This is a genomic window from Methylocystis borbori (genome assembly GCF_036576025.1).
Classification (GTDB): Bacteria; Pseudomonadota; Alphaproteobacteria; order Rhizobiales; family Beijerinckiaceae; genus Methylocystis; species Methylocystis borbori.
On sequence record NZ_JAZHYN010000015.1, the window covers coordinates 1 to 16,905 of the forward strand.

Genomic DNA, 16,905 nt, shown 5'->3' on the forward strand with positions numbered 1-16,905 from the left:
CCGGTCGTCGCGTCGGGCGCGGGCTCGGCCGCCGGCGGAGGCCGCGTCGCCTTGGCGACGGCGGGAGGCAGCGCCTCATTCTCGACGGGGCTGCCGTCGGGACGCACCGTCACCGTCTTCACGCGCCGCGGCTGCGCTGCGGAAGGGGGGGCGGCCTCATGCGGGGCGTTGACGGGACCATTGCCGAGTTGGACCACCCGGGGCGAGACGGTGGGATCGACCGCCTGTTCCTGATTAGCCACGACCTGCTTGACTGGCGTGGGCTCCTTGCGATCGAGCACGGCCGTTCCGGCGTCGGGCGCGCTCGTCCCCGCATCCGTCGTCGGCCTGACCTTTACCGGGCCTTCCGGCGCGACGATGGTGGCGATTTCGCGCGAGGCGTCGGAGCCGTTGCGATGCCAGAAGGCGAAGCCGATGCTCGCGACGGCGATAAGCGAGATCGCCACGACCGCGTGCCAGGGACGCAGCCAGCCGCCGAACCGTCGCGGTTCGTCCTGTTCATATTCTTCTTCCGACTGGCCGTAGTCGAGATATTGCGAATCGTCGGTCCAGCCGCCCTCCGCGCCGCCGTGATAGGCGGGATCATACACTGGCGCCTCGACAGGCGCCTCCGCATAGCGGCCGTCCGCCTGCGCCTGGTAATAATCCCTCTCGTCGGGATAGGCGGGCTCGGCGGCCGCGTCGAAAGCGGGTTCGTGATAATGGGAGGGGTCATAATGGGCCGCCTCATAGTGAGGCGCCTCATCCGCCGCGGGCGGCGCGGCGTCGTAGGAGCCGCGCAATTCCACCGCTGGCGCGCGCGCCGGCGCCTCGGGCTCGGCGAGGATGCGGCCATAGGGATCGGCGTTCGCCGTCTCATAGCTGTCCATCAACCGCGCGAGTTCGCTCAACGGGTCGTCGCCGACGCGCCTTTTATCCGGGCCGCGCAGACGCCGCTCGAATTCGCCCAGGTCGATTGCAGGGCCCCTGACAGTATCCTCGCGCATCGTGCACCTCGCTCGTTCACCTCAAAGGGGCGCATAGGAATCGGAAGGCGCGCCTCGCCCGGCCGTGGCCGCTCGGGCGTCGCATCAGCGCATTTCGTCCGGGGCGCTTACGCCCAAGAGCCTCAGGCCCGACGCCAGGACGATCGTTAAGGCGTTCACCAACGCCACCCGGACGATGGTTAAATCTCTCTCGTTTGAATTAACAAAGCGTAATTGAGGGTGGTCCTTGCCGCGATTCCAATGGGCGTGGAACACGCTCGCCAATTCATGCAGATAGAAGGCGACGCGGTGCGGCTCATGCGCCGCCGCGGCGGCTTCGACGACACGCGGATATTGCGCGATCGTCTTGGCGAGCGCAAGCTCGCCCTCATCCTGGAGCAAATTGAAGTCCGCCCCGGCCAAGCTCTCGCCTGAAAGGTCGAGATCGGGAAAGGCGGCGAGCGCCTGGCGCAGCGCCGATTTTCCCCGCGCATGCGCGTATTGGACGTAAAAGACCGGATTGTCCTTGGATTGCTCGATCACTTTGGCGAGATCGAAATCGAGCGGCGCGTCATTCTTGCGATAGAGCATCATGAAGCGCACGGCGTCGACGCCGACCTCGTCCACGACTTCCCGCAGCGTGACGAAATCGCCGGCGCGCTTCGACATTTTTACCGGCTCGCCGCCCCGCATCAGCTTCACGAGCTGACAGAGCTTCACGTCGAGCGCAACCTTGCGATCCGAGAGCGCGGCGACGGCCGCGCTCATGCGCTTGACATAGCCGCCGTGATCCGCCCCCCAGACATCGACGAGCGTATCGAAGCCCCGGTCGATCTTATCCTTGTGATAGGCGATGTCGGCGGCGAAATAGGTCGGCGAGCCGTCGGATTTCTTTAAGGCGCGGTCGACGTCGTCGCCAAATTGCGTCGATTTGAACAGCGTCTGCTCGCGATCCTCCCAATCGTCGGGCAATTGCCCCTTGGGCGGCGGCAGGCGGCCTTCATAGACGAGGCCCTTCGCGCGCAGCCAATCGATCGCCGCGTCGATCGCCGAGACGCCGTCTTTCTTCTCATGCAGCGTCCGCTCGGAGAAGAACGTCTCATGCGTGATGCCGAGCGCGGCGAGATCCTCGCGGATCATCGCCATCATCGCATCAATCGCGGTGTTTTTGACGATCGGCAGCCATTCGCTTTCCGGCTTGTCGAGGAGCGCCGCGCCGTGAGCTTTTGCCAGCGCCTCGCCCACGGGCTTCAGATAATCGCCAGGATAAAGCCCTTCGGGAATCGCGATTGTTTCGCCCAGCGCCTCGCGGTGCCGCAGAAAAGCGGAGCGGGCGAGGACATCGACCTGCGCGCCAGCGTCGTTGACGTAATATTCGCGCGTCACCTCGCAGCCGGAAAAGGCGAGAAGATTGGCGAGGGCGTCGCCAAAGACCGCGCCCCGGCCATGGCCGACATGCATCGGTCCGGTAGGATTGGCCGAGACATATTCGACGTTCACTTTGCCCTGCAGGGCGCCGGCGCGACCCTTTTCGACGCGTCCGAAACGATCCGGCTCAAGCAACGCCGCGCGGAGGACCTGCGCGAAGATTTCGGGCTTCAAACGGATATTGATGAAGCCCGGACCGGCGACCTCGGCGCTCGCGACATTCTCCGTTTGCGCCAGCGCGTAGCAGATTTCGACCGCCAGTTCACGGGGATTGGCAAAGGCGGGTTTCGCCTCCTTGGCGAAGACCATGGCGGCGTTCGACGCGAGATCGCCGAGCGTCGCCTCCTTCGGCGGCTCGACGACGAAACGCGCATGATCGAGGTGGGGCAGCCTGCCGTCGGCCGCGATGCCATCAAGAATGGCGGCGATGCGGGCGTGAAAATCGTCGAAAATGTTCATGAGGGTCCGAAGCGAAAGGGGTTGGGCGCGGTTTAGCAGAGCCGATGCTCAAACGCATCCCAAGGGCACCGCGTCGTGAAAGGAAGATCACACTGCTTTCGCCAATGTCTCCGCCACCCAAGCGTTCAGGCTCTTGCCGGCGGCCTCCGCGCGCATGGCGGCGCGCGCATGCAGTTCCGGCGGCACGCGCAGCATGAGCTTCCCCGAATAGGGTTTCTGCGGCGCCTCGCCGCGCTCGGCGCAAGTCGACAAATAGAAGTCGACCGCCTCATGAAAGGCGGCGCGGATTTCGTCAACGGACGCGCCGTGAAAGGTCACAATGTCGCGAATGCCTGCGACGCGGCCAATGAAAGCCTCGTCCTCCTCGCTATATTCAATCCGCGCTGCGTAGCCCTTATAGGTCATCGGATTCATTAGATCATTCCGGTTCCGGCGCAACGCCGATCAGTTCAAGAAACTCGCGCGCCGCGCGGACTTGATACGGCTTGGCCTCCTTACCCGGATGCGGCCGATGAAAATCGGCGCGCGCCGCGCCAAATTTGAAGCCGATGCGCGAACCACGCCCTTCGATCGCTTCACATCCAATCGCGAGGAACAGCCTTTCGATTTTGCGCCATTCCAGCGTCGTCGGCGCGGGAGAGGAAAAAACGACCAAGGTGCGCCGATGCGCGCTGTTCAGATCCATTGAAATATCGCTTCCTGCTATTAGATGCAATCATAAAATGATATCACTTGCGGGTTCCAGCGCGCGCCTCGTTCAGCCGCTTAACTTCATTCAGCGCGTATCGATCCGTCATGCCGGCGATATAGTCGGCGACGACGATGGCGCGCTCGGCGCCTTGCAGCACGGCGGCCTGCGCCGCCCATTCCGGCGGCATCAGCGCCGGCGTCTCGAAAAAGGCGGGAAAGAGAAGCGAGATCGCCTCGCGCGCCCGATCCCACACGCCCGCGACCTTCTCGTGCCGATACATATTGTCGAAAAGGAAGCTCTTGATGTCGCGCTCGGCGTCGGCCATCGGCGGCGAAAGGCCCACGAGGGTCTCGCCCGCCGCGCGAACGTCATCGGCGCTTTGCGGCGCGAGGCGCGCGAGGCGGCGCAGCGACTCGCCGATCGCGTCTTCGACAAAGGCGGTGATGACGCGGCGGACGAGTTCGTGAATGACGCGCGGACGTTCGAGGCCCGGATGCTCGTCGTCAATCCGCGCGAGCAGGCCCGCGACGAAAGGCGCCTGCGCGATGTCCTCAAGCGCGAAAAGGCCGGCGCGCAGGCCGTCGTCTATATCATGGCCGATATAGGCGATGTCGTCCGCCTGCGCCGCCGTCTGCGCCTCGAGGCTGGCGAAGCTCGAAAGCTCCAGCGGAAAAACCGCGTCGAACGCCAGGATGTAACGTGAAAGCGGCCGGCCATGCCCGAGGCGGGCTGCTGGCTCCTCATCCGGGGAGTGTGACTCATGATCTGTTCCCTCACCCTGAGGAGCGCCTGAAAGGCGCGTCTCGAAGGGTGGGAACGCCGCGAATCCAGTTTCTGGAGCATCCTTCGAGACGCCGCTTCGCGGCTCCTCAGGATGAGGATTCGCATTAGGGGCCAGACACTCGGTGTGAGGGAGAGGATGGCGACCGCCTGCGCCTTCGCGCCCCAAGAGTGGCCCATTGTGCTTGACGATGCCCTCCAGCGTCTCCCAGGTCAGATCGAGGCCGTCGTAATTGGCGTAGCGGCGCTCCAGCAGCGTTACCACCCGCAGCGCCTGCGCGTTGTGGTCGAAGCCGCCATAGGCGGCCATGCAAGCCTCCAGCGCCCCCTCCCCCGCATGGCCGAAAGGCGTATGGCCGAGATCATGGGCGAGCGCGACCGCCTCGGCGAGGTCTTCATCAACGCGCAGGGCGCGGGCGAGGGCGCGGGCGATCTGGCCGACCTCTATGGTGTGGGTGAGCCTTGTGCGAAAATGGTCGCCATCGAGCGGCACGAAGACTTGCGTCTTATGCGCCAGCCGGCGGAAGGCGGTGCAATGGATGACGCGGTCGCGGTCGCGTTGAAACTCGCTGCGCGTCGGCGACGGCGATTCGGGATAGAGCCTCCCGCGCGAGCGCATCGCGTCGCAGGCGTATGGCGCGAGAGGCCAGCGAACCGCCACTTGCGCTCCTTTCGTTGAAAGAGTTGGGCTCAAGCCCTATGTTGCAGCCCAAAGCAGGTCCCGCAAGGACTTGCGCAAGCAAGCGGCGAAATGGGGAGAAACGGATGACTGCCAGCGACATCGCCCTCACCGAACAGGCGGTTGAGCGCATTCACGCGATTCTTTCCAATGAATCGCCGGGGGCCGTGTTTCGCGTTTCGGTCGAGGGCGGCGGCTGCTCGGGCTTTCAATATCAATTCGCTGTCGAGCCCGCGGCCGGCGTCGAGGACGCGCTGCTCGAACAGGGCGGCGCCCGGGTCGCGATCGACCCGACGTCGCTCGGCTTCCTGACGGGCGCGCGCATCGATTTCGTCGACGACCTCATGGGTCAATCCTTCCGCGTCGAAAATCCCAACGCGACCGCCTCCTGCGGCTGCGGAACGAGCTTCGCCATCTAACAACCTCCACTGACGGGAGCGGCGGATGGAAGCGCTGTTCATCGGCCACGCCTATATCGACGTCACCATGCGGACAGACCGCATGCCGATCGGCGACGAGAAGGCGGTCGCGCGCGATTACGCCGTGAGCTTTGGCGGCAACGCGGTCACCGCCGCCTTCGCCTGCGCCAAGCTCGGCCATCCGGTCGATCTCTTGACGACGCTCGCCGGCGACTGGCTCGGGCATATGTTCGTCGATATGGCGCAGACCTATGGGATGCATGTGCATGCCCGCAAGGTGGCGCGCTCTTCGCTCTCCTTCGTCCTGCCGAATAACGGCAAGCGCGCCATATTGCGCGCCCGCGACGACAATTATCTCCAGGGCTTTCCCCGCCTCGACGTTTCGCGGGCGCGGCTCCTCCATCTCGACGGCCATATGGCCGACGCCGCGCTCCATTACGCCAAGGCGGCGCGGGCCAGCGGCGCGCTCGTCTCGCTCGACGGCGGGGCGCTGCGGCCCTGCATCGAGGAAGTGACCGGCTATGTCGACGTCGCCATCGTCGCCGAAAAGCTCTGCGAGCAGATGTCGCTCTCCGAGCTCGATATGCTCGGCTGGCTCAAATCCAAGGGCTGCCGCATCGGCGGCGTGACGAGCGGCGACCGAGGCATGTTGTGGTACGACGAAACCGGCGAGATTTCGCGCCTGCCGTCGCTTTCCGTGCCCCGCGAGATCATCGTCGACACCTCGGGCGCAGGCGACGTGTTCCATGGCGCTTATTGCGCCTCCTATCTGGAGCGGCCCGACGCGCCCTGGCGGGAGCATTTCGAATTCGCCCGCGCGGCTTCCGCGCATAAGATCCAGCATCTCGGCAATGAGGCGGGCCTGCCGACGCAGGACGACGTGGCGGCGGCGATGGCGGCCTTTCCGCCGGCGGAGGCGCTGAGCCCCGCCTGAGTCGGCGAAGCCGCGCCGGCCCGTCGGCGACGCGAAAGAGCGCGCGGGAAAGGAAAGCGGAAAGAGACGCGGGAAGAATGACGCGGGACTTGGCAAACCGCGCGCCCGCCTGTATAGCCGGGCCTCGCTTTCCCCGATAGCTCAGTTGGTAGAGCACGCGACTGTTAATCGCTAGGTCGTAGGTTCGAGTCCTACTCGGGGAGCCAGCAGCTTTTTCCACATCGTTTCACCGCGCTTCGGCGCGTTTCGTTTGGCGCAACTTTTCCCTTATGTCCGTTGGGATTGGGCGCGATCGGCGTTCCTATTCGGCTTCGCCAGGCGCGTGGGCTTTTGCGTTTCGGCGCACACGGGCCGCTGCGGTCACTCGACGGCTATGGATTTTACGCCATGATGCAACTTTATCGCTTCTGCATAGGCGTCTGCCGTAGCCATCTCGCCAGAAAAATTAAAGTGACATTTATCCGGTAGTCTAAAATTGTCTGTAATCAATTGGTCAGTATCAGCTCCTAATACGACCAATCCACTTTTAACGAGCTTTTGCTGCGCCTCTGTTACCGAGTTAGACGATCGCCACCGCTTTTCAAAAAAACTCATCATATTACATTTGCTTGCTATGCCGATATATGCCGGAGCTCTTATTGTATTTTCACGCACCATATCAAGCAGACTGCGGAACTGGCTTTCATACTCATCTACAGATGTGTTCGCTAGATAATCAGACTCACCCTGATGCCAGATAATATCCGTCACATCGTACTTGCCGACGAAATTCCGTATTACGTCTCGCGCGATTCCATGTAGATCGCCGCCGCTTCCCCAGCGCGCAATATTAGTTCCAGCTACACCAGAAGATATGATAACTACTTTGTCATATATTCCCGCGGCAACTAGCTTGTCAGCGAGTAAAGGTAAAAAGCTCCCTCTATCCCCCGACGCTCCCAGTAACGGCGGAAGCGCATCATAACACTTGCCATCGAAATAATTCAATATGTTACGATAATTGGCCAGCGCCGTATATTTTTCGCCGTGATTTGCCGAGTTTGATTGGCCAAAAGCAAATATTACTCCCGTTTTGTCGTCTTGCATCGGACAACTGAGTTCAATTTTGCCAGAATATGCAGTTAACCGCCCGAATTCGTCATATGCATATGCCTTAGAGCTAATCCATTGTTCTAGAGAGCGGATGTATGGCGCCGGCGGCAGGTCGTTTTTAAAGCTATATCCACCCAAGACATAAGCAGCGATTGAAACCGCTATTATAGATGGCAGCTTTCTCGCGGCGCCCTTAAGCCCCTCGAACCTTCTCGTCTTCTCTCGCGCGAACATTTCGTCATCCATCTTCGCGCCTAGTTCTCTCGCTGAATCTTGGTCGATTTTGGACGGCCCCCCCCGGACCCGGCCGGCGGGGCTTTTTGCGTCTCTGGGCTCCTGTCCTCTCTCTCCTGGGCGGAGCTTGGCGCCCTCGCGGGCCTCGTCGGCGCGCCGCACAATCTCGCGCCGCGCCGCCGCCGATGAAGCCGTCCGAGCGCGTGGGCAAGAAGAGCCCCGTCGATCCAAGAGCGGCGCTGCTCGACACGATCTCCGCTATGGTCGCGGCGCCCGTGCCGACGAGGACAGGGTTGACGATCGGCAGGGCGGAAATCCGGCTATTCTGGCTCTCGCTCGATGTATAGCCCGCGTTCAGGCCGACATAGAAGCCCGTCCAGAGCGGCGACGGCCCCTGCAGGTCGTCGGCTGCGGCCGAGCGGCGAGCGCCAGCGCGAAAGCAACGGCGGAAAGAGCTTTCTTCAAACTTGGCGCTCGTCATGTCCAAGGCGATCTCTCGCCTCAGACGCATCCCATCAGCGCGCCATGCGCACAGTCAACGCGGCGTTCGCCACCGTCCACTTGAATCTTGAACTCCGAGCTTGAGCCGGGACTTCCTCTTGATCGGAGCGCCGACGCTCAAAGCGCGCTTTCGAGGTCAGTCTTCTTGAAATCGTCGCCCACATAGAGCAGCCGGCATCCGTGCTCCTTCGCCGCCTCATAGGCGAAGCAGTCGCCGAAATTCAGCGCCGCCGGATGCGCGCCTTTCCCCCATCGTTCATAGGCCTGCGCGATGCGCCGCGCCGAGGCGGGCGTCACGCTGATGATCTCGAAGCCGAGCCCCTCGATCAGACGCGCCATCTCCTCGCCGACATTGCGTCGAGCAGCAACGATCAACGCCTCCGCCACCGTGCCAGCGGAGATGAGGAGATCGTCTTCGGCTTCCAGCACGCTGACGCAGGCGTCGGCGTCCGGCTCGCCGAGCACGATCGCCATCAGCGCGGAAGTATCGACCGCGATCATCCGGGCAGGCCGTCATCGCCGTAGAGAAAATCCTGGCTGCGCGCGGCGCTCGGTCCAGGGGCGGCCTTTGCCGCGGCGGAGGCCCGCACCGCCTCGATCAGCGCCCGACGGGATCTCCTGTCCGGAGTCGGCGTCACCGGCGCGAGGCGCGCGACGGCGTGGCCATGGCGGGTCAGAATGACCTCGTCCCCCGCCTCGGCGCGCCGAACCAACTCCGTCAATTGCCCCTTGGCCTCGGTCACGGACACACGCATGGCAGCTCCCATCCGGGTTGTTGAAGACGCGCCCTTTCCGATATTTAGACTATTATCTGGTCCATTTGAACGCCACATAACTCATGATCGCGCCACACTGTCGCGCGGCCGAGAAAGCCGTTGCATTGCGTGGGCGAAGGCAAAATGATCGCGCGGGGGCGCGACGAGAGGATTTGGATGCAGATCGACTGGACGCATTTTTCGCCCGGCGCCGCGCTTATCGGCGGCGCCGAGATCGGCCTCGCCGCCGGCTTGATGATTCTTCTGCTCGGGCGCATCGCCGGCGTCAGCGGCATTCTCGCCGGCATAATTCCATTCAGGCGCGAAGAGACAGGCTGGCGGCTTGCCTTTGCGCTTGGCCTTGTCGCCGCGCCCCTCTTCGCGAGCCTTTTCCGAGCGCCCGCCCCGCCCGAATTTACCGCGGGCTATCCGCTGCTCGCGCTTGCGGGGCTTCTTGTCGGCTTCGGCGCGCGTCTTGGCGGCGGCTGCACCAGCGGCCATGGCGTCTGCGGCCTTTCGCGCTTCTCGCTTCGCTCGGTTGTCGCGACAGTGACATTCATGTCCGTCGCGATCGCGACCGTCTTCGTCGTGCGCCATGTGATCGGTTGACGATGAAGACGCGAATCCCGCTCTCCTTCCTTATCGGCCTGATCTTTGGCGTCGGCCTCGTCGTCTCCGGCATGAATCTGCCGAGCAAAGTGCAAGGCTTTCTCGACATAGCCGGGCTGTGGGACCCCTCGCTCGCCTTTGTGATGATTGGCGCCATTGGCGTTGCAACCCTCGCCTTCCGCCTCGCGGCGGGGCGGCGGATCAGCTTCATCGGCGAGCCAATCCAGCAGCCGGCCGCGGGCCGCGTCGACGCCCGGCTCGTCGTCGGCGCGGCGATATTCGGCGTCGGCTGGGGCCTCTCCGGCGTGTGCCCCGGCCCCGCCACCGTCAATCTCGCCTTTCTGGACCCAAAGGCTGTCGTCTTTTTTGTCGCGATGGTCCTTGGCATGGCGATCGAGAGGATGGGACCGCTATTGAAGCGCGCATCGGCGCCCGCCGCCGTCGAGCAGGACAGCTGAGAAATTTATAGGGAGAACTGCATTGGAAGCGCCGGAGCTCGCGGTGACGCAATGGTTCAATACGCCCGCGCCGATCGCGCTGGCGGCGTTGCGCGGCCGCGTCGTCTTCCTGCACGCCTTCCAAATGCTTTGTCCGGGATGCGTCGCGCATGGAACGCCGCAGGCGAAGAAGGCGCATGAGCTCTTTCAAAATTCCGATCTCGCGGTGATCGGCCTCCACACCGTCTTCGAGCATCACGCCGCCATGACGCCCGTGTCGCTCGAAGCCTTCATTCACGAATATCAGCTGAGCTTTCCCATCGGCGTCGATCAGCCCGGCGAGAATGGCCCCATCCCCGTCACCATGGCCCGCTACCGGATGCGCGGCACGCCGACGGCGATCCTCATCGGACGCGACGGCGCCATTCGCCATCACGGCTTCGGACAAGAGGACGACATGGCGCTCGGGGCGGTGATCGCGACGCTGCTCTCCGAGCCGACGCCGCCGTGACGAAGCCGCCTATTCGGCGCGGCGTTCGATCTCTTCCATATCGGCGTCGGTCAGGCCGAAGTGGTGGCCGATCTCATGCACGAGCACATGCGTGACGATCGTTTCGAGCGTATCCTCGCTATCCGCCCAATAGTCGATGATCGGCCGGCGATAGAGCCAGATCATATTCGGCTGTTCGCCGGTTTCGGCGAGATGCGCGCCGTGAGTGAGGCCGCGCCCGCGAAAGAGGCCGAGGAGGTCGAATTCCGTCTCGCAGTCCATGGCGTCGAGCGTCTCGTCGTCGGGAAAATCCTCGACGCGGATGACGAGCCCCTCGCACAGCCTTGTGAATCGTTGCGGCAGCGCGGCATAGGCCGCGTCGGCGAGCGCCTCAATGTCGGCGAGGGTCGGCGCGCGCTGCGCCGACAGAGGATGATCGAGCGGCGCGCGGCTCACGCGCTCGAACGATCCCAGTTCCGCACGTCGACGAAGCGGCCGGCGATCGCCGCCGCCGCCGCCATCGCCGGCGAAACGAGATGGGTGCGGCCCTTGAAGCCCTGACGCCCTTCGAAATTGCGGTTCGAGGTCGAGGCGCAGCGCTCTCCCGGCGCCAGTCGGTCGGGATTCATCGCAAGGCACATGGAGCAGCCGGGCTCGCGCCATTCGAAGCCGGCGGCGAGAAAGATTTTATCCAATCCTTCCGCCTCGGCCTGTTCCTTCACGAGGCCGGAGCCCGGCACGACCATGGCGTTGACGCGCGCGTTGACGCGCTTTCCCGCAGCTATTTTCGCGGCCGCGCGCAGATCCTCGATGCGGCCATTGGTGCAGGAGCCGATGAAGACCCGGTCGATCTCAATGTCGCTTACCCGCTCGCCCCCCTTAAGGCCCATATAGTCGAGCGCGCGTTCGATCGCCGCGCGCTTTTGCGGCGTCTTGGCGCTGTCGGGCGTCGGGACCAGGCCGTCGATGCGCGCGACGTCCTCGGGGCTCGTGCCCCAGGTGACGAGCGGCGGCAGACTGGCGGCGTCGAGGCGGATCACCTTGTCGAATTTTGCGCCTTCGTCGGAAAAGAGCGTCTCCCAGTAGCGCAGCGCCTCGTCGAAGACGGCGCCCTTCGGCCCCTTGGGACGGTCCTTGAGATAGGCGAAGGTCTTTTCGTCGGGCGCCACGAGACCGGCGCGCGCGCCGCCCTCGATCGACATGTTGCAGACCGTCATGCGCCCTTCCATGGAAAGGTCGCGAATGGCCTCGCCGGCATATTCGATCACATGCCCCGTGCCGCCGGCCGTGCCGATCTCGCCGATGATGGCGAGGATGATGTCCTTGGCGGTGGCGCCGTCGGCAAGCTTGCCGTCGACCTGCACCAGCATATTGGCGGCTTTCTTCTGGATCAGCGTCTGCGTCGCGAGCACATGCTCGACTTCCGACGTGCCGATGCCATGCGCGAGCGCGCCGAAAGCGCCATGTGTGGAGGTATGGCTGTCGCCGCAGACGATCGTCATGCCCGGCAAAGTGAAGCCCTGCTCCGGCCCGATGATATGCACCACGCCCTGACGCTTGTCGTGCTCATTGAAATATTCGACGCCGAATTCCTTCGCGTTGATCGCAAGCTGATCGACCTGCGCCTTGCTCTCCGGATCTTCGATCGGCAACGAACGGTCGGTGGTCGGCACATTGTGATCGACGACGGCGAGCGTCTTTTGCGGCGCACGCACCTTGCGGCCCGACATGCGCAGGCCCTCGAAAGCCTGCGGGCTCGTCACCTCATGCACGAGATGGCGGTCGATATAGAGGAGGCAAGCGCCGTCGTCCTGGCGATCGACGACATGATCGTCCCAGATTTTGTCGTAGAGCGTGCGCGGCGCTGCGTTGGATGACATATCTTTGCGTTTTCCTCTCGCCGTTTAGAACGACCCTTGAATTGGAAGTCTTCTACCCGTAACGCAAGCCCCATGGAAGAGAGTTCGCGCCGCCGCTCGTCCGGGAGTTCGTGGTGAGCCGGCCGCCGCCGGCTCTTCCGCTTCCGCTCGCGCGGGCCATAGAAGCGCGGCTCGAAGGACGCCCGCAGGCGGCGCTGCGGGAAAGCGCCCGACGCCTCTCGGACAATTATCGCGCCCGCAGGTCAACGCGCGAAGCGATCCGCGACGAGGGCGACGCGCTGGCCTACGCCCTGACGCGGATGCCAGCCACCTACGCCGCCATAAGCGCGGTTTTGGGACGCCTTGCGGAAGAACAGCCGGGCTTCGCGCCGAGGCGCCTTTTGGACGCCGGCTGCGGCCTTGGCGCGGCCGCCTATGCGGCGCGCGAGGTCTGGCCGGGCCTTGCCGCCGTGACGCTGCTCGACCGCAACGCCGCCTTTCTGGCGCTCGCAAGGGCGCTCCTGGCGGAAAACGGCGACGCGCCACTCCTGGAAGCCCAAACGGTCGAAGCCGACCTCCTCCGCCTGCCGGCCCCAAGCGACGCCCCCTACGACCTCATCGTCGCGGCCTACGCCCTCACCGAAATCGCGGAAAGCGCCCTGCCCGCCGTCGTCGATTCGCTCTGGGCGCGGGCGAGCGGCGCGCTCGTCATCGTCGAGCCGGGCACGCCGCGCGACCATGCGCGGCTGCTCGCCCTCCGCGACCGGCTGATCAGCCTTGGCGCGACGGTCGTCGCCCCCTGCCCGCATGGGGCGCCCTGTCCCATGCGGGCGCCCGACTGGTGCCATTTCTCGGTGCGGCTGCCGCGTCGGCGCGCCCACAGGCTGCTGAAAGGCGCCGATGCGCCCTTCGAGGACGAGAAATTCGCCTATCTTGCTCTCTTGCGCGAGGGCGGCGCGCCCGCCCCCGTGCGCGTCATCGCGCCGGCGCGGGTCAATAAAGCCGGAATTTCGCTTAAGCTCTGCACGAATAAAGCATTGTGCGAGACATTCATTCCCAAGCGCGAAAAGGCGCGCTACGAACGAATGCATAGAAAGGACTGGGGCGATCCGCTGGAAGCCCCGGCGGAGGAAAATTTATGAACCGCCAACGACCCAGAGTATCGCCCTATCTGACCGTCAGTCCCGCCGCCGCGGCGATCGCTTTTTACACCGGCGCCTTCGGCGCCAAGCAGCGCGCCTTGATGCCCTCCGTCGACGGCCTGCGCATCGCCCATTGCGAATTGCTCATCAATGACGGCTCGGTCATGCTGGCGGACGCCTTTCCCGAATTCGGCCAGACTCGCGTCCCCATGCCGGGCGAACATTCGACCATGTCGGTCAGCCTCGAATATGACAAGGCGCAGGACGTCGACGACATTTGCGCCCGCGCCGCCAAGCTCGGCGCCAAGATCGAGACTCAGCCGACCAATTCCTTCTGGGGCACGCGCTACGCCTCGCTGCGCGATCCCTTCGGCCATCGCTGGATTTTGAACGCGCCGCTGGAGAAGTGAGCGAAACGCAAAACCGCCCGGAGCCTTGCGGCGCCGGGCGGCGAAAATAGCGCGGGACCGTCGTTACTCGGCGGGAGCCTTCGGCTTGGTGTCGATGCGCTCGGCGATGCGGGCGGATTTGCCGCGACGGTCGCGCAGATAATAGAGCTTGGCGCGGCGCACCTTGCCGCGGCGGACGAGCTTGACCGAGTCGATCAGCGGCCCATGGAGCGGGAAGACGCGCTCGACGCCCTCGCCATAGGAAATCTTGCGGACGGTGAAGCTCTCGTTTAGCCCGCCGCCCTGACGGGAGATCACGACGCCCTCATAGGCCTGGATGCGGCTGCGCTCGCCTTCCTTGACCTTGACGTTGACGACGACCGTGTCGCCCGCGCGAAATTCGGGGATTTTCTTGCCTTCGATGAGCTTGGCGGCCTGTTCGGCCTCAAGCTGCGCGATAATGTTCATAACCGTAAACTCCAGCCGTTTCGTCCTGGCCTCAGGAGGCTGGCCCGTGGGGCCGACGAGCGTTTCGGGACGCTGTTTTAGTTGAAGCCGCCCCAATAGCCGAAGCGGGCGCTTTTGTCGAGCCTTACGCGCGGGCCGGCGCGCGCTGAACGCCGCGCATTGAAGATCGCCGATAGAAATTGACGGGCGTCAACGGATTTTCTTGGCTCTCGCGCTATACTCAGATGGGGCGCTGGCGTTTTCCAACTCGCAGGAGGAACGCGACATGACCCAACAGGAAGAGCGGCTCGGCGACGGCGCCGAGACGGAGAGGCGCGCGACCGATCGTATAAGCGAAGGCAAGCCGCCTCTCGACGACTTGGCCGAGGCGGGAACCGAGATTTTGGACCGCCTCCAGGACACGAACCGTCTCTGGCTGGCGCGCCTTCAGCAGGAGGCGGCCTTGACGGGAGAACTCGCGACCAAGCTGACGGCGTCGCGCTCTTTGTCGGAAAGCGCGTCAGTGTTGCAGGACTGGACGGCCAAACATATCGAGCTGGCCACCGAAGACGCGCGCCGCGTCTTCTCCGAAACCCAGAAGCTGATCAACGTCGGGGCGCGTTTCTGGTCGCTCCCTGCCGCGCGATCGGGGCCAGCCGATGGCGGGCGGTTCTTTTCGTAAAGTCTCACGAAGCGGAGGCGCGCTCGCGCCTCCCCTTCCCTCGCGCGCCTATTCGTTTTCGCGATCAAGCGTAAAGCCGACCTTCAACACCACCTGATAATCGGCGACGGCGCCCTTATCCACGGCGCCGCGAATCTGCACCACTTCGAACCATCTGAGACGCCGCACCGTTTCGCCGGCGCGTTTGATGGCGGCGCCGATGGCGTCTTCGACGCTGTCGGGCGACGAGCCGACAAGCTCAACGATTTTGTAAACATGTCCTTCCATCTGACGCTCCTTTGAAATCAATGCTCCCGATAGGTAGGGCGGCATCGGCGGGCGTCACGACGATCAGGTCAAACGATCGCCGAACAGGAACTCCATCGCCCGGTCAAGCCGGATATGCGGCAATGGCGACAATGACCCTTCGCGGCCGAGCGCGGCGACAGGCGGGCGGAATTTGAGAAAGCGAAACTCCGCCTCTTCCTCGGAGACGGCGAGCGCCTCGCCGCGAAAGACATTGCGCGGGTCGGCCGGCAGTTCGCCCGGAAAAATGGCGCCTTCCGCCTCGCCGTCGAAAATCTCGTCGCCGATGCGCTCGCCGGCGACGGGCGTGCCGACGATCGCCGACAGACTCTCGCCCTCGTGACGCACCATCGCCTCGCGGGTGGCGCGAACGGCGGCGAGCGCGATCACATCGATTTTGGCGCCGACGCCCTCTGCCCGCGCGATGGCGCGCGCGGTCAGATGGCGCAGGATCGCTTCGAGCCTGTCGTGGCTCGTGTGATGCAGATGGTCCGCTTTCGTCGCCGCGAAGAGGATGCGGTCGATTTTCGGCCGGAAGATCGTCGAGAACAGGCTGGCGCGGCCGGTGCGAAACGCCGTCAGCACGCCCGTGAGCGCCGTTTCCAGGTCGCGCACCGCCTCGGGGCCGGAATTCAAGGCGGCGAGCGCGTCGACGAGCACGATCTGCCGATCGAGCCGCGCGAAATGGTCGCGAAAGAAGGGTTTGACGACCTGCGCCTTATAGGCCTCGTAGCGCCGCTCCATCTCGCGCCCGAGGCTGCGATAGGGAAGATCCTCGCCTTCTTCGACGGAGAGCGGCGCGAAAGTGAGCGCGGGCGATCCTTCGAGGTCGCCGGGCATCAGGAAGCGCCCTGGCGGGAGCGCCGAAAGCGCGAAACGGTCGGAGCGCGCGGCGCGCAGATAATCGGTGAAAGCCTGGGCGAGCTTTTTGGCGGTTTCCTCTTGATAGCGCGCTTTGACGTCCGCCTGCGCGGTGAGGCCCCGCCACTCGCTCGCGATCATCGCGCGCGCCGCGACGCCCGCCGCCTCCAGCGTCTCGCGCGACCATTGCGCATAGGATTTTTCGAGAAGCGGCAAATCGAGCAGCCATTCGCCGGGATAATCGACAATGTCGATGTCGAGCCGAGTCGGGCCCTGCCCCAGACTCCTGCGCAGCGACCAGCCTTTCGCCCGATATTCGAGCGAGACGCGCAGCTCGGAGATGCGCTTCGTCGATTGCGGCCAGTGGCGATCCGCTCCCGTCAGCGCCGCAAGATGCTCCTCATAGGCGAAGCGCGGCACGCCGTAATCCGGCTGCGGATCGAGATGCGCGGCGGCGATCCGCCCTTCCGCGAAGGCGCGGAACACCGGAAGATGCGTCTTCTTCGCGGCGTCGCCGGCGAGCGCGCGCGTCAGATGATGCACGAGCGCGGTGATGAAGACGGTCTTGCCGGAACGCGACAATCCCGTGACCCCGAGCCGCAGCCGGCCGCCCGCGAGATAATCGGCGACGCTCTCGGCGACGACGCGGCTTTCAAACAGAAGGTCGGAGATTTGCGACAAGGGCGCTCCCGTCGATCGACCGATAGAATTGCGATGACGCCCATCTAAGCCAAAGGCGATGAAATTGCACGGCGCGCGCATCCGGG

The 16,905-nt window shown here is 64.2% G+C and carries 22 protein-coding genes and 1 tRNA gene; 10 read left to right on the plus strand and 13 right to left on the minus strand.

What is annotated here, in order from left to right:
- The 5 genes from V3H18_RS06840 to dgt all read right to left on the minus strand — a co-directional run.
- On the minus strand, positions 1–986 hold a 986-nt coding region (locus tag V3H18_RS06840; RefSeq protein ID WP_332081236.1), incomplete at its 3' end, for an SPOR domain-containing protein.
- An 84-nt stretch (positions 987–1,070) separates the two neighbouring features.
- Complete coding sequence (gene argS / locus V3H18_RS06845) at positions 1,071–2,852, minus strand: arginine--tRNA ligase (RefSeq protein ID WP_332081237.1); 1,782 nt, start codon at positions 2,850–2,852, stop codon at positions 1,071–1,073.
- Positions 2,853–2,939: 87 nt separating this feature from the next.
- Positions 2,940–3,266 (minus strand): type II toxin-antitoxin system HicB family antitoxin, encoded by a 327-nt coding sequence (locus V3H18_RS06850; protein ID WP_332081238.1) that lies wholly within the window; start codon positions 3,264–3,266, stop codon positions 2,940–2,942.
- Positions 3,267–3,270: 4 nt separating this feature from the next.
- Positions 3,271–3,537 carry a type II toxin-antitoxin system HicA family toxin gene (locus tag V3H18_RS06855; RefSeq protein ID WP_332081239.1) on the minus strand — a complete coding sequence of 89 codons (267 nt, stop codon included), beginning with the start codon at positions 3,535–3,537 and terminating at the stop codon, positions 3,271–3,273.
- Between the two features lie 43 nt (positions 3,538–3,580).
- Entirely contained in the window at positions 3,581–4,942 is a 1,362-nt protein-coding gene (gene dgt, locus V3H18_RS06860) for a dGTP triphosphohydrolase (protein ID WP_332081297.1), read from the minus strand.
- A gap of 146 nt (positions 4,943–5,088) precedes the next feature.
- Between dgt and V3H18_RS06865 the strand changes: the two genes are divergently transcribed.
- The 3 genes from V3H18_RS06865 (at position 5,089) to V3H18_RS06875 (ending at position 6,561) form a co-directional block, all read left to right on the plus strand.
- Positions 5,089–5,421, plus strand: a complete 333-nt coding sequence (locus V3H18_RS06865) for a HesB/IscA family protein (RefSeq protein WP_332081240.1) — start codon at positions 5,089–5,091, stop codon at positions 5,419–5,421.
- Positions 5,422–5,446: 25 nt separating this feature from the next.
- Positions 5,447–6,355: a sugar kinase gene (locus V3H18_RS06870; protein WP_332081242.1), complete on the plus strand. Its 909-nt coding sequence runs from the start codon at positions 5,447–5,449 to the stop codon at positions 6,353–6,355.
- Between the two features lie 130 nt (positions 6,356–6,485).
- Positions 6,486–6,561 (plus strand) — tRNA-Asn (locus V3H18_RS06875).
- A gap of 154 nt (positions 6,562–6,715) precedes the next feature.
- Here the strand turns inward: V3H18_RS06875 and V3H18_RS06880 are convergent.
- On the minus strand, positions 6,716–7,693 hold the full coding sequence (locus tag V3H18_RS06880; protein ID WP_332081243.1) for a sialate O-acetylesterase: 978 nt from the start codon (positions 7,691–7,693) through the stop codon (positions 6,716–6,718).
- Positions 7,694–7,866: 173 nt separating this feature from the next.
- Here V3H18_RS06880 and V3H18_RS06885 point away from each other — a divergent pair, with 173 nt between their 5' ends.
- The gene (locus tag V3H18_RS06885; protein WP_332081244.1) at positions 7,867–8,028 is read left to right on the plus strand and encodes a hypothetical protein; all 162 of its coding nucleotides are present in this window, start codon (positions 7,867–7,869) and stop codon (positions 8,026–8,028) included.
- Positions 8,029–8,299: 271 nt separating this feature from the next.
- On the opposite strand, the gene V3H18_RS06890 is transcribed toward V3H18_RS06885, so the two are convergent.
- Together V3H18_RS06890 and V3H18_RS06895 are read right to left on the minus strand one after the other, a co-directional pair.
- Positions 8,300–8,683 (minus strand): type II toxin-antitoxin system VapC family toxin, encoded by a 384-nt coding sequence (locus V3H18_RS06890; protein ID WP_332081245.1) that lies wholly within the window; start codon positions 8,681–8,683, stop codon positions 8,300–8,302.
- Positions 8,680–8,937 (minus strand): type II toxin-antitoxin system Phd/YefM family antitoxin, encoded by a 258-nt coding sequence (locus V3H18_RS06895; RefSeq protein ID WP_332081246.1) that lies wholly within the window; start codon positions 8,935–8,937, stop codon positions 8,680–8,682. The genes V3H18_RS06890 and V3H18_RS06895 overlap by 4 nt, the downstream gene beginning before the upstream one ends.
- Positions 8,938–9,081: 144 nt before the next feature.
- Between V3H18_RS06895 and V3H18_RS06900 the strand changes: the two genes are divergently transcribed.
- From V3H18_RS06900 to V3H18_RS06910, 3 genes are read left to right on the plus strand one after another with little or no spacing between them, the layout of a single operon-like run.
- Positions 9,082–9,546, plus strand: coding sequence for a YeeE/YedE family protein (locus tag V3H18_RS06900; protein ID WP_332081247.1), 465 nt, complete (start codon positions 9,082–9,084; stop codon positions 9,544–9,546).
- A gap of 2 nt (positions 9,547–9,548) precedes the next feature.
- On the plus strand, positions 9,549–10,004 hold the full coding sequence (locus V3H18_RS06905) for a DUF6691 family protein (protein ID WP_332081248.1): 456 nt from the start codon (positions 9,549–9,551) through the stop codon (positions 10,002–10,004).
- 22 nt (positions 10,005–10,026) lie between these two features.
- Positions 10,027–10,494, plus strand: coding sequence for a peroxiredoxin family protein (locus V3H18_RS06910; protein ID WP_332081249.1), 468 nt, complete (start codon positions 10,027–10,029; stop codon positions 10,492–10,494).
- Positions 10,495–10,503: 9 nt separating this feature from the next.
- Here V3H18_RS06910 and V3H18_RS06915 read toward each other — a convergent pair whose 3' ends face one another.
- Together V3H18_RS06915 and leuC are read right to left on the minus strand one after the other, a co-directional pair.
- Complete coding sequence (locus V3H18_RS06915; RefSeq protein WP_332081250.1) at positions 10,504–10,929, minus strand: metallopeptidase family protein; 426 nt, start codon at positions 10,927–10,929, stop codon at positions 10,504–10,506.
- Positions 10,926–12,353, minus strand: coding sequence for a 3-isopropylmalate dehydratase large subunit (gene leuC / locus V3H18_RS06920; protein ID WP_332081251.1), 1,428 nt, complete (start codon positions 12,351–12,353; stop codon positions 10,926–10,928). Before leuC ends, V3H18_RS06915 begins: the two co-directional genes overlap by 4 nt.
- Before the next feature lie 113 nt (positions 12,354–12,466).
- On the opposite strand from leuC, the gene V3H18_RS06925 reads away from it, so the two are divergent.
- Together V3H18_RS06925 and V3H18_RS06930 are read left to right on the plus strand one after the other, a co-directional pair.
- Complete coding sequence (locus tag V3H18_RS06925) at positions 12,467–13,474, plus strand: small ribosomal subunit Rsm22 family protein (RefSeq protein ID WP_332081252.1); 1,008 nt, start codon at positions 12,467–12,469, stop codon at positions 13,472–13,474.
- Positions 13,471–13,884: a VOC family protein gene (locus V3H18_RS06930; RefSeq protein ID WP_332081253.1), complete on the plus strand. Its 414-nt coding sequence runs from the start codon at positions 13,471–13,473 to the stop codon at positions 13,882–13,884. Before V3H18_RS06925 ends, V3H18_RS06930 begins: the two co-directional genes overlap by 4 nt.
- Before the next feature lie 63 nt (positions 13,885–13,947).
- Here the strand turns inward: V3H18_RS06930 and rplS are convergent, their stop codons facing one another.
- Positions 13,948–14,331 carry a 50S ribosomal protein L19 gene (gene rplS, locus V3H18_RS06935; protein WP_332081254.1) on the minus strand — a complete coding sequence of 128 codons (384 nt, stop codon included), beginning with the start codon at positions 14,329–14,331 and terminating at the stop codon, positions 13,948–13,950.
- A 265-nt stretch (positions 14,332–14,596) separates the two neighbouring features.
- Between rplS and V3H18_RS06940 the strand changes: the two genes are divergently transcribed.
- On the plus strand, positions 14,597–14,992 hold the full coding sequence (locus V3H18_RS06940) for a hypothetical protein (RefSeq protein WP_332081255.1): 396 nt from the start codon (positions 14,597–14,599) through the stop codon (positions 14,990–14,992).
- A gap of 48 nt (positions 14,993–15,040) precedes the next feature.
- Here the strand turns inward: V3H18_RS06940 and V3H18_RS06945 are convergent, their stop codons facing one another.
- Together V3H18_RS06945 and V3H18_RS06950 are read right to left on the minus strand one after the other, a co-directional pair.
- Positions 15,041–15,259: a dodecin gene (locus tag V3H18_RS06945; protein WP_332081257.1), complete on the minus strand. Its 219-nt coding sequence runs from the start codon at positions 15,257–15,259 to the stop codon at positions 15,041–15,043.
- A 63-nt stretch (positions 15,260–15,322) separates the two neighbouring features.
- Positions 15,323–16,819, minus strand: coding sequence for a YcjX family GTP-binding protein (locus tag V3H18_RS06950; RefSeq protein ID WP_332081258.1), 1,497 nt, complete (start codon positions 16,817–16,819; stop codon positions 15,323–15,325).
- Between the last annotated feature and the right edge of the window lie 86 nt (positions 16,820–16,905).

Coding starts and splice junctions, on each gene's coding strand:
- argS (WP_332081237.1), bottom strand. CDS start 2,852: ATGAACATTTTCGACGATTTTCACGCCCGCATCGCCGCCATTCTTGAT.
- V3H18_RS06850 (WP_332081238.1), bottom strand. CDS start 3,266: ATGAATCCGATGACCTATAAGGGCTACGCAGCGCGGATTGAATATAGC.
- V3H18_RS06855 (WP_332081239.1), bottom strand. CDS start 3,537: ATGGATCTGAACAGCGCGCATCGGCGCACCTTGGTCGTTTTTTCCTCT.
- dgt (WP_332081297.1), bottom strand. CDS start 4,942: ATGCGCTCGCGCGGGAGGCTCTATCCCGAATCGCCGTCGCCGACGCGC.
- V3H18_RS06865 (WP_332081240.1), top strand. CDS start 5,089: ATGACTGCCAGCGACATCGCCCTCACCGAACAGGCGGTTGAGCGCATT.
- V3H18_RS06870 (WP_332081242.1), top strand. CDS start 5,447: ATGGAAGCGCTGTTCATCGGCCACGCCTATATCGACGTCACCATGCGG.
- V3H18_RS06880 (WP_332081243.1), bottom strand. CDS start 7,693: ATGGATGACGAAATGTTCGCGCGAGAGAAGACGAGAAGGTTCGAGGGG.
- V3H18_RS06885 (WP_332081244.1), top strand. CDS start 7,867: ATGAAGCCGTCCGAGCGCGTGGGCAAGAAGAGCCCCGTCGATCCAAGA.
- V3H18_RS06890 (WP_332081245.1), bottom strand. CDS start 8,683: ATGATCGCGGTCGATACTTCCGCGCTGATGGCGATCGTGCTCGGCGAG.
- V3H18_RS06895 (WP_332081246.1), bottom strand. CDS start 8,937: ATGCGTGTGTCCGTGACCGAGGCCAAGGGGCAATTGACGGAGTTGGTT.
- V3H18_RS06900 (WP_332081247.1), top strand. CDS start 9,082: ATGATCGCGCGGGGGCGCGACGAGAGGATTTGGATGCAGATCGACTGG.
- V3H18_RS06905 (WP_332081248.1), top strand. CDS start 9,549: ATGAAGACGCGAATCCCGCTCTCCTTCCTTATCGGCCTGATCTTTGGC.
- leuC (WP_332081251.1), bottom strand. CDS start 12,353: ATGTCATCCAACGCAGCGCCGCGCACGCTCTACGACAAAATCTGGGAC.
- V3H18_RS06930 (WP_332081253.1), top strand. CDS start 13,471: ATGAACCGCCAACGACCCAGAGTATCGCCCTATCTGACCGTCAGTCCC.
- rplS (WP_332081254.1), bottom strand. CDS start 14,331: ATGAACATTATCGCGCAGCTTGAGGCCGAACAGGCCGCCAAGCTCATC.
- V3H18_RS06940 (WP_332081255.1), top strand. CDS start 14,597: ATGACCCAACAGGAAGAGCGGCTCGGCGACGGCGCCGAGACGGAGAGG.
- V3H18_RS06945 (WP_332081257.1), bottom strand. CDS start 15,259: ATGGAAGGACATGTTTACAAAATCGTTGAGCTTGTCGGCTCGTCGCCC.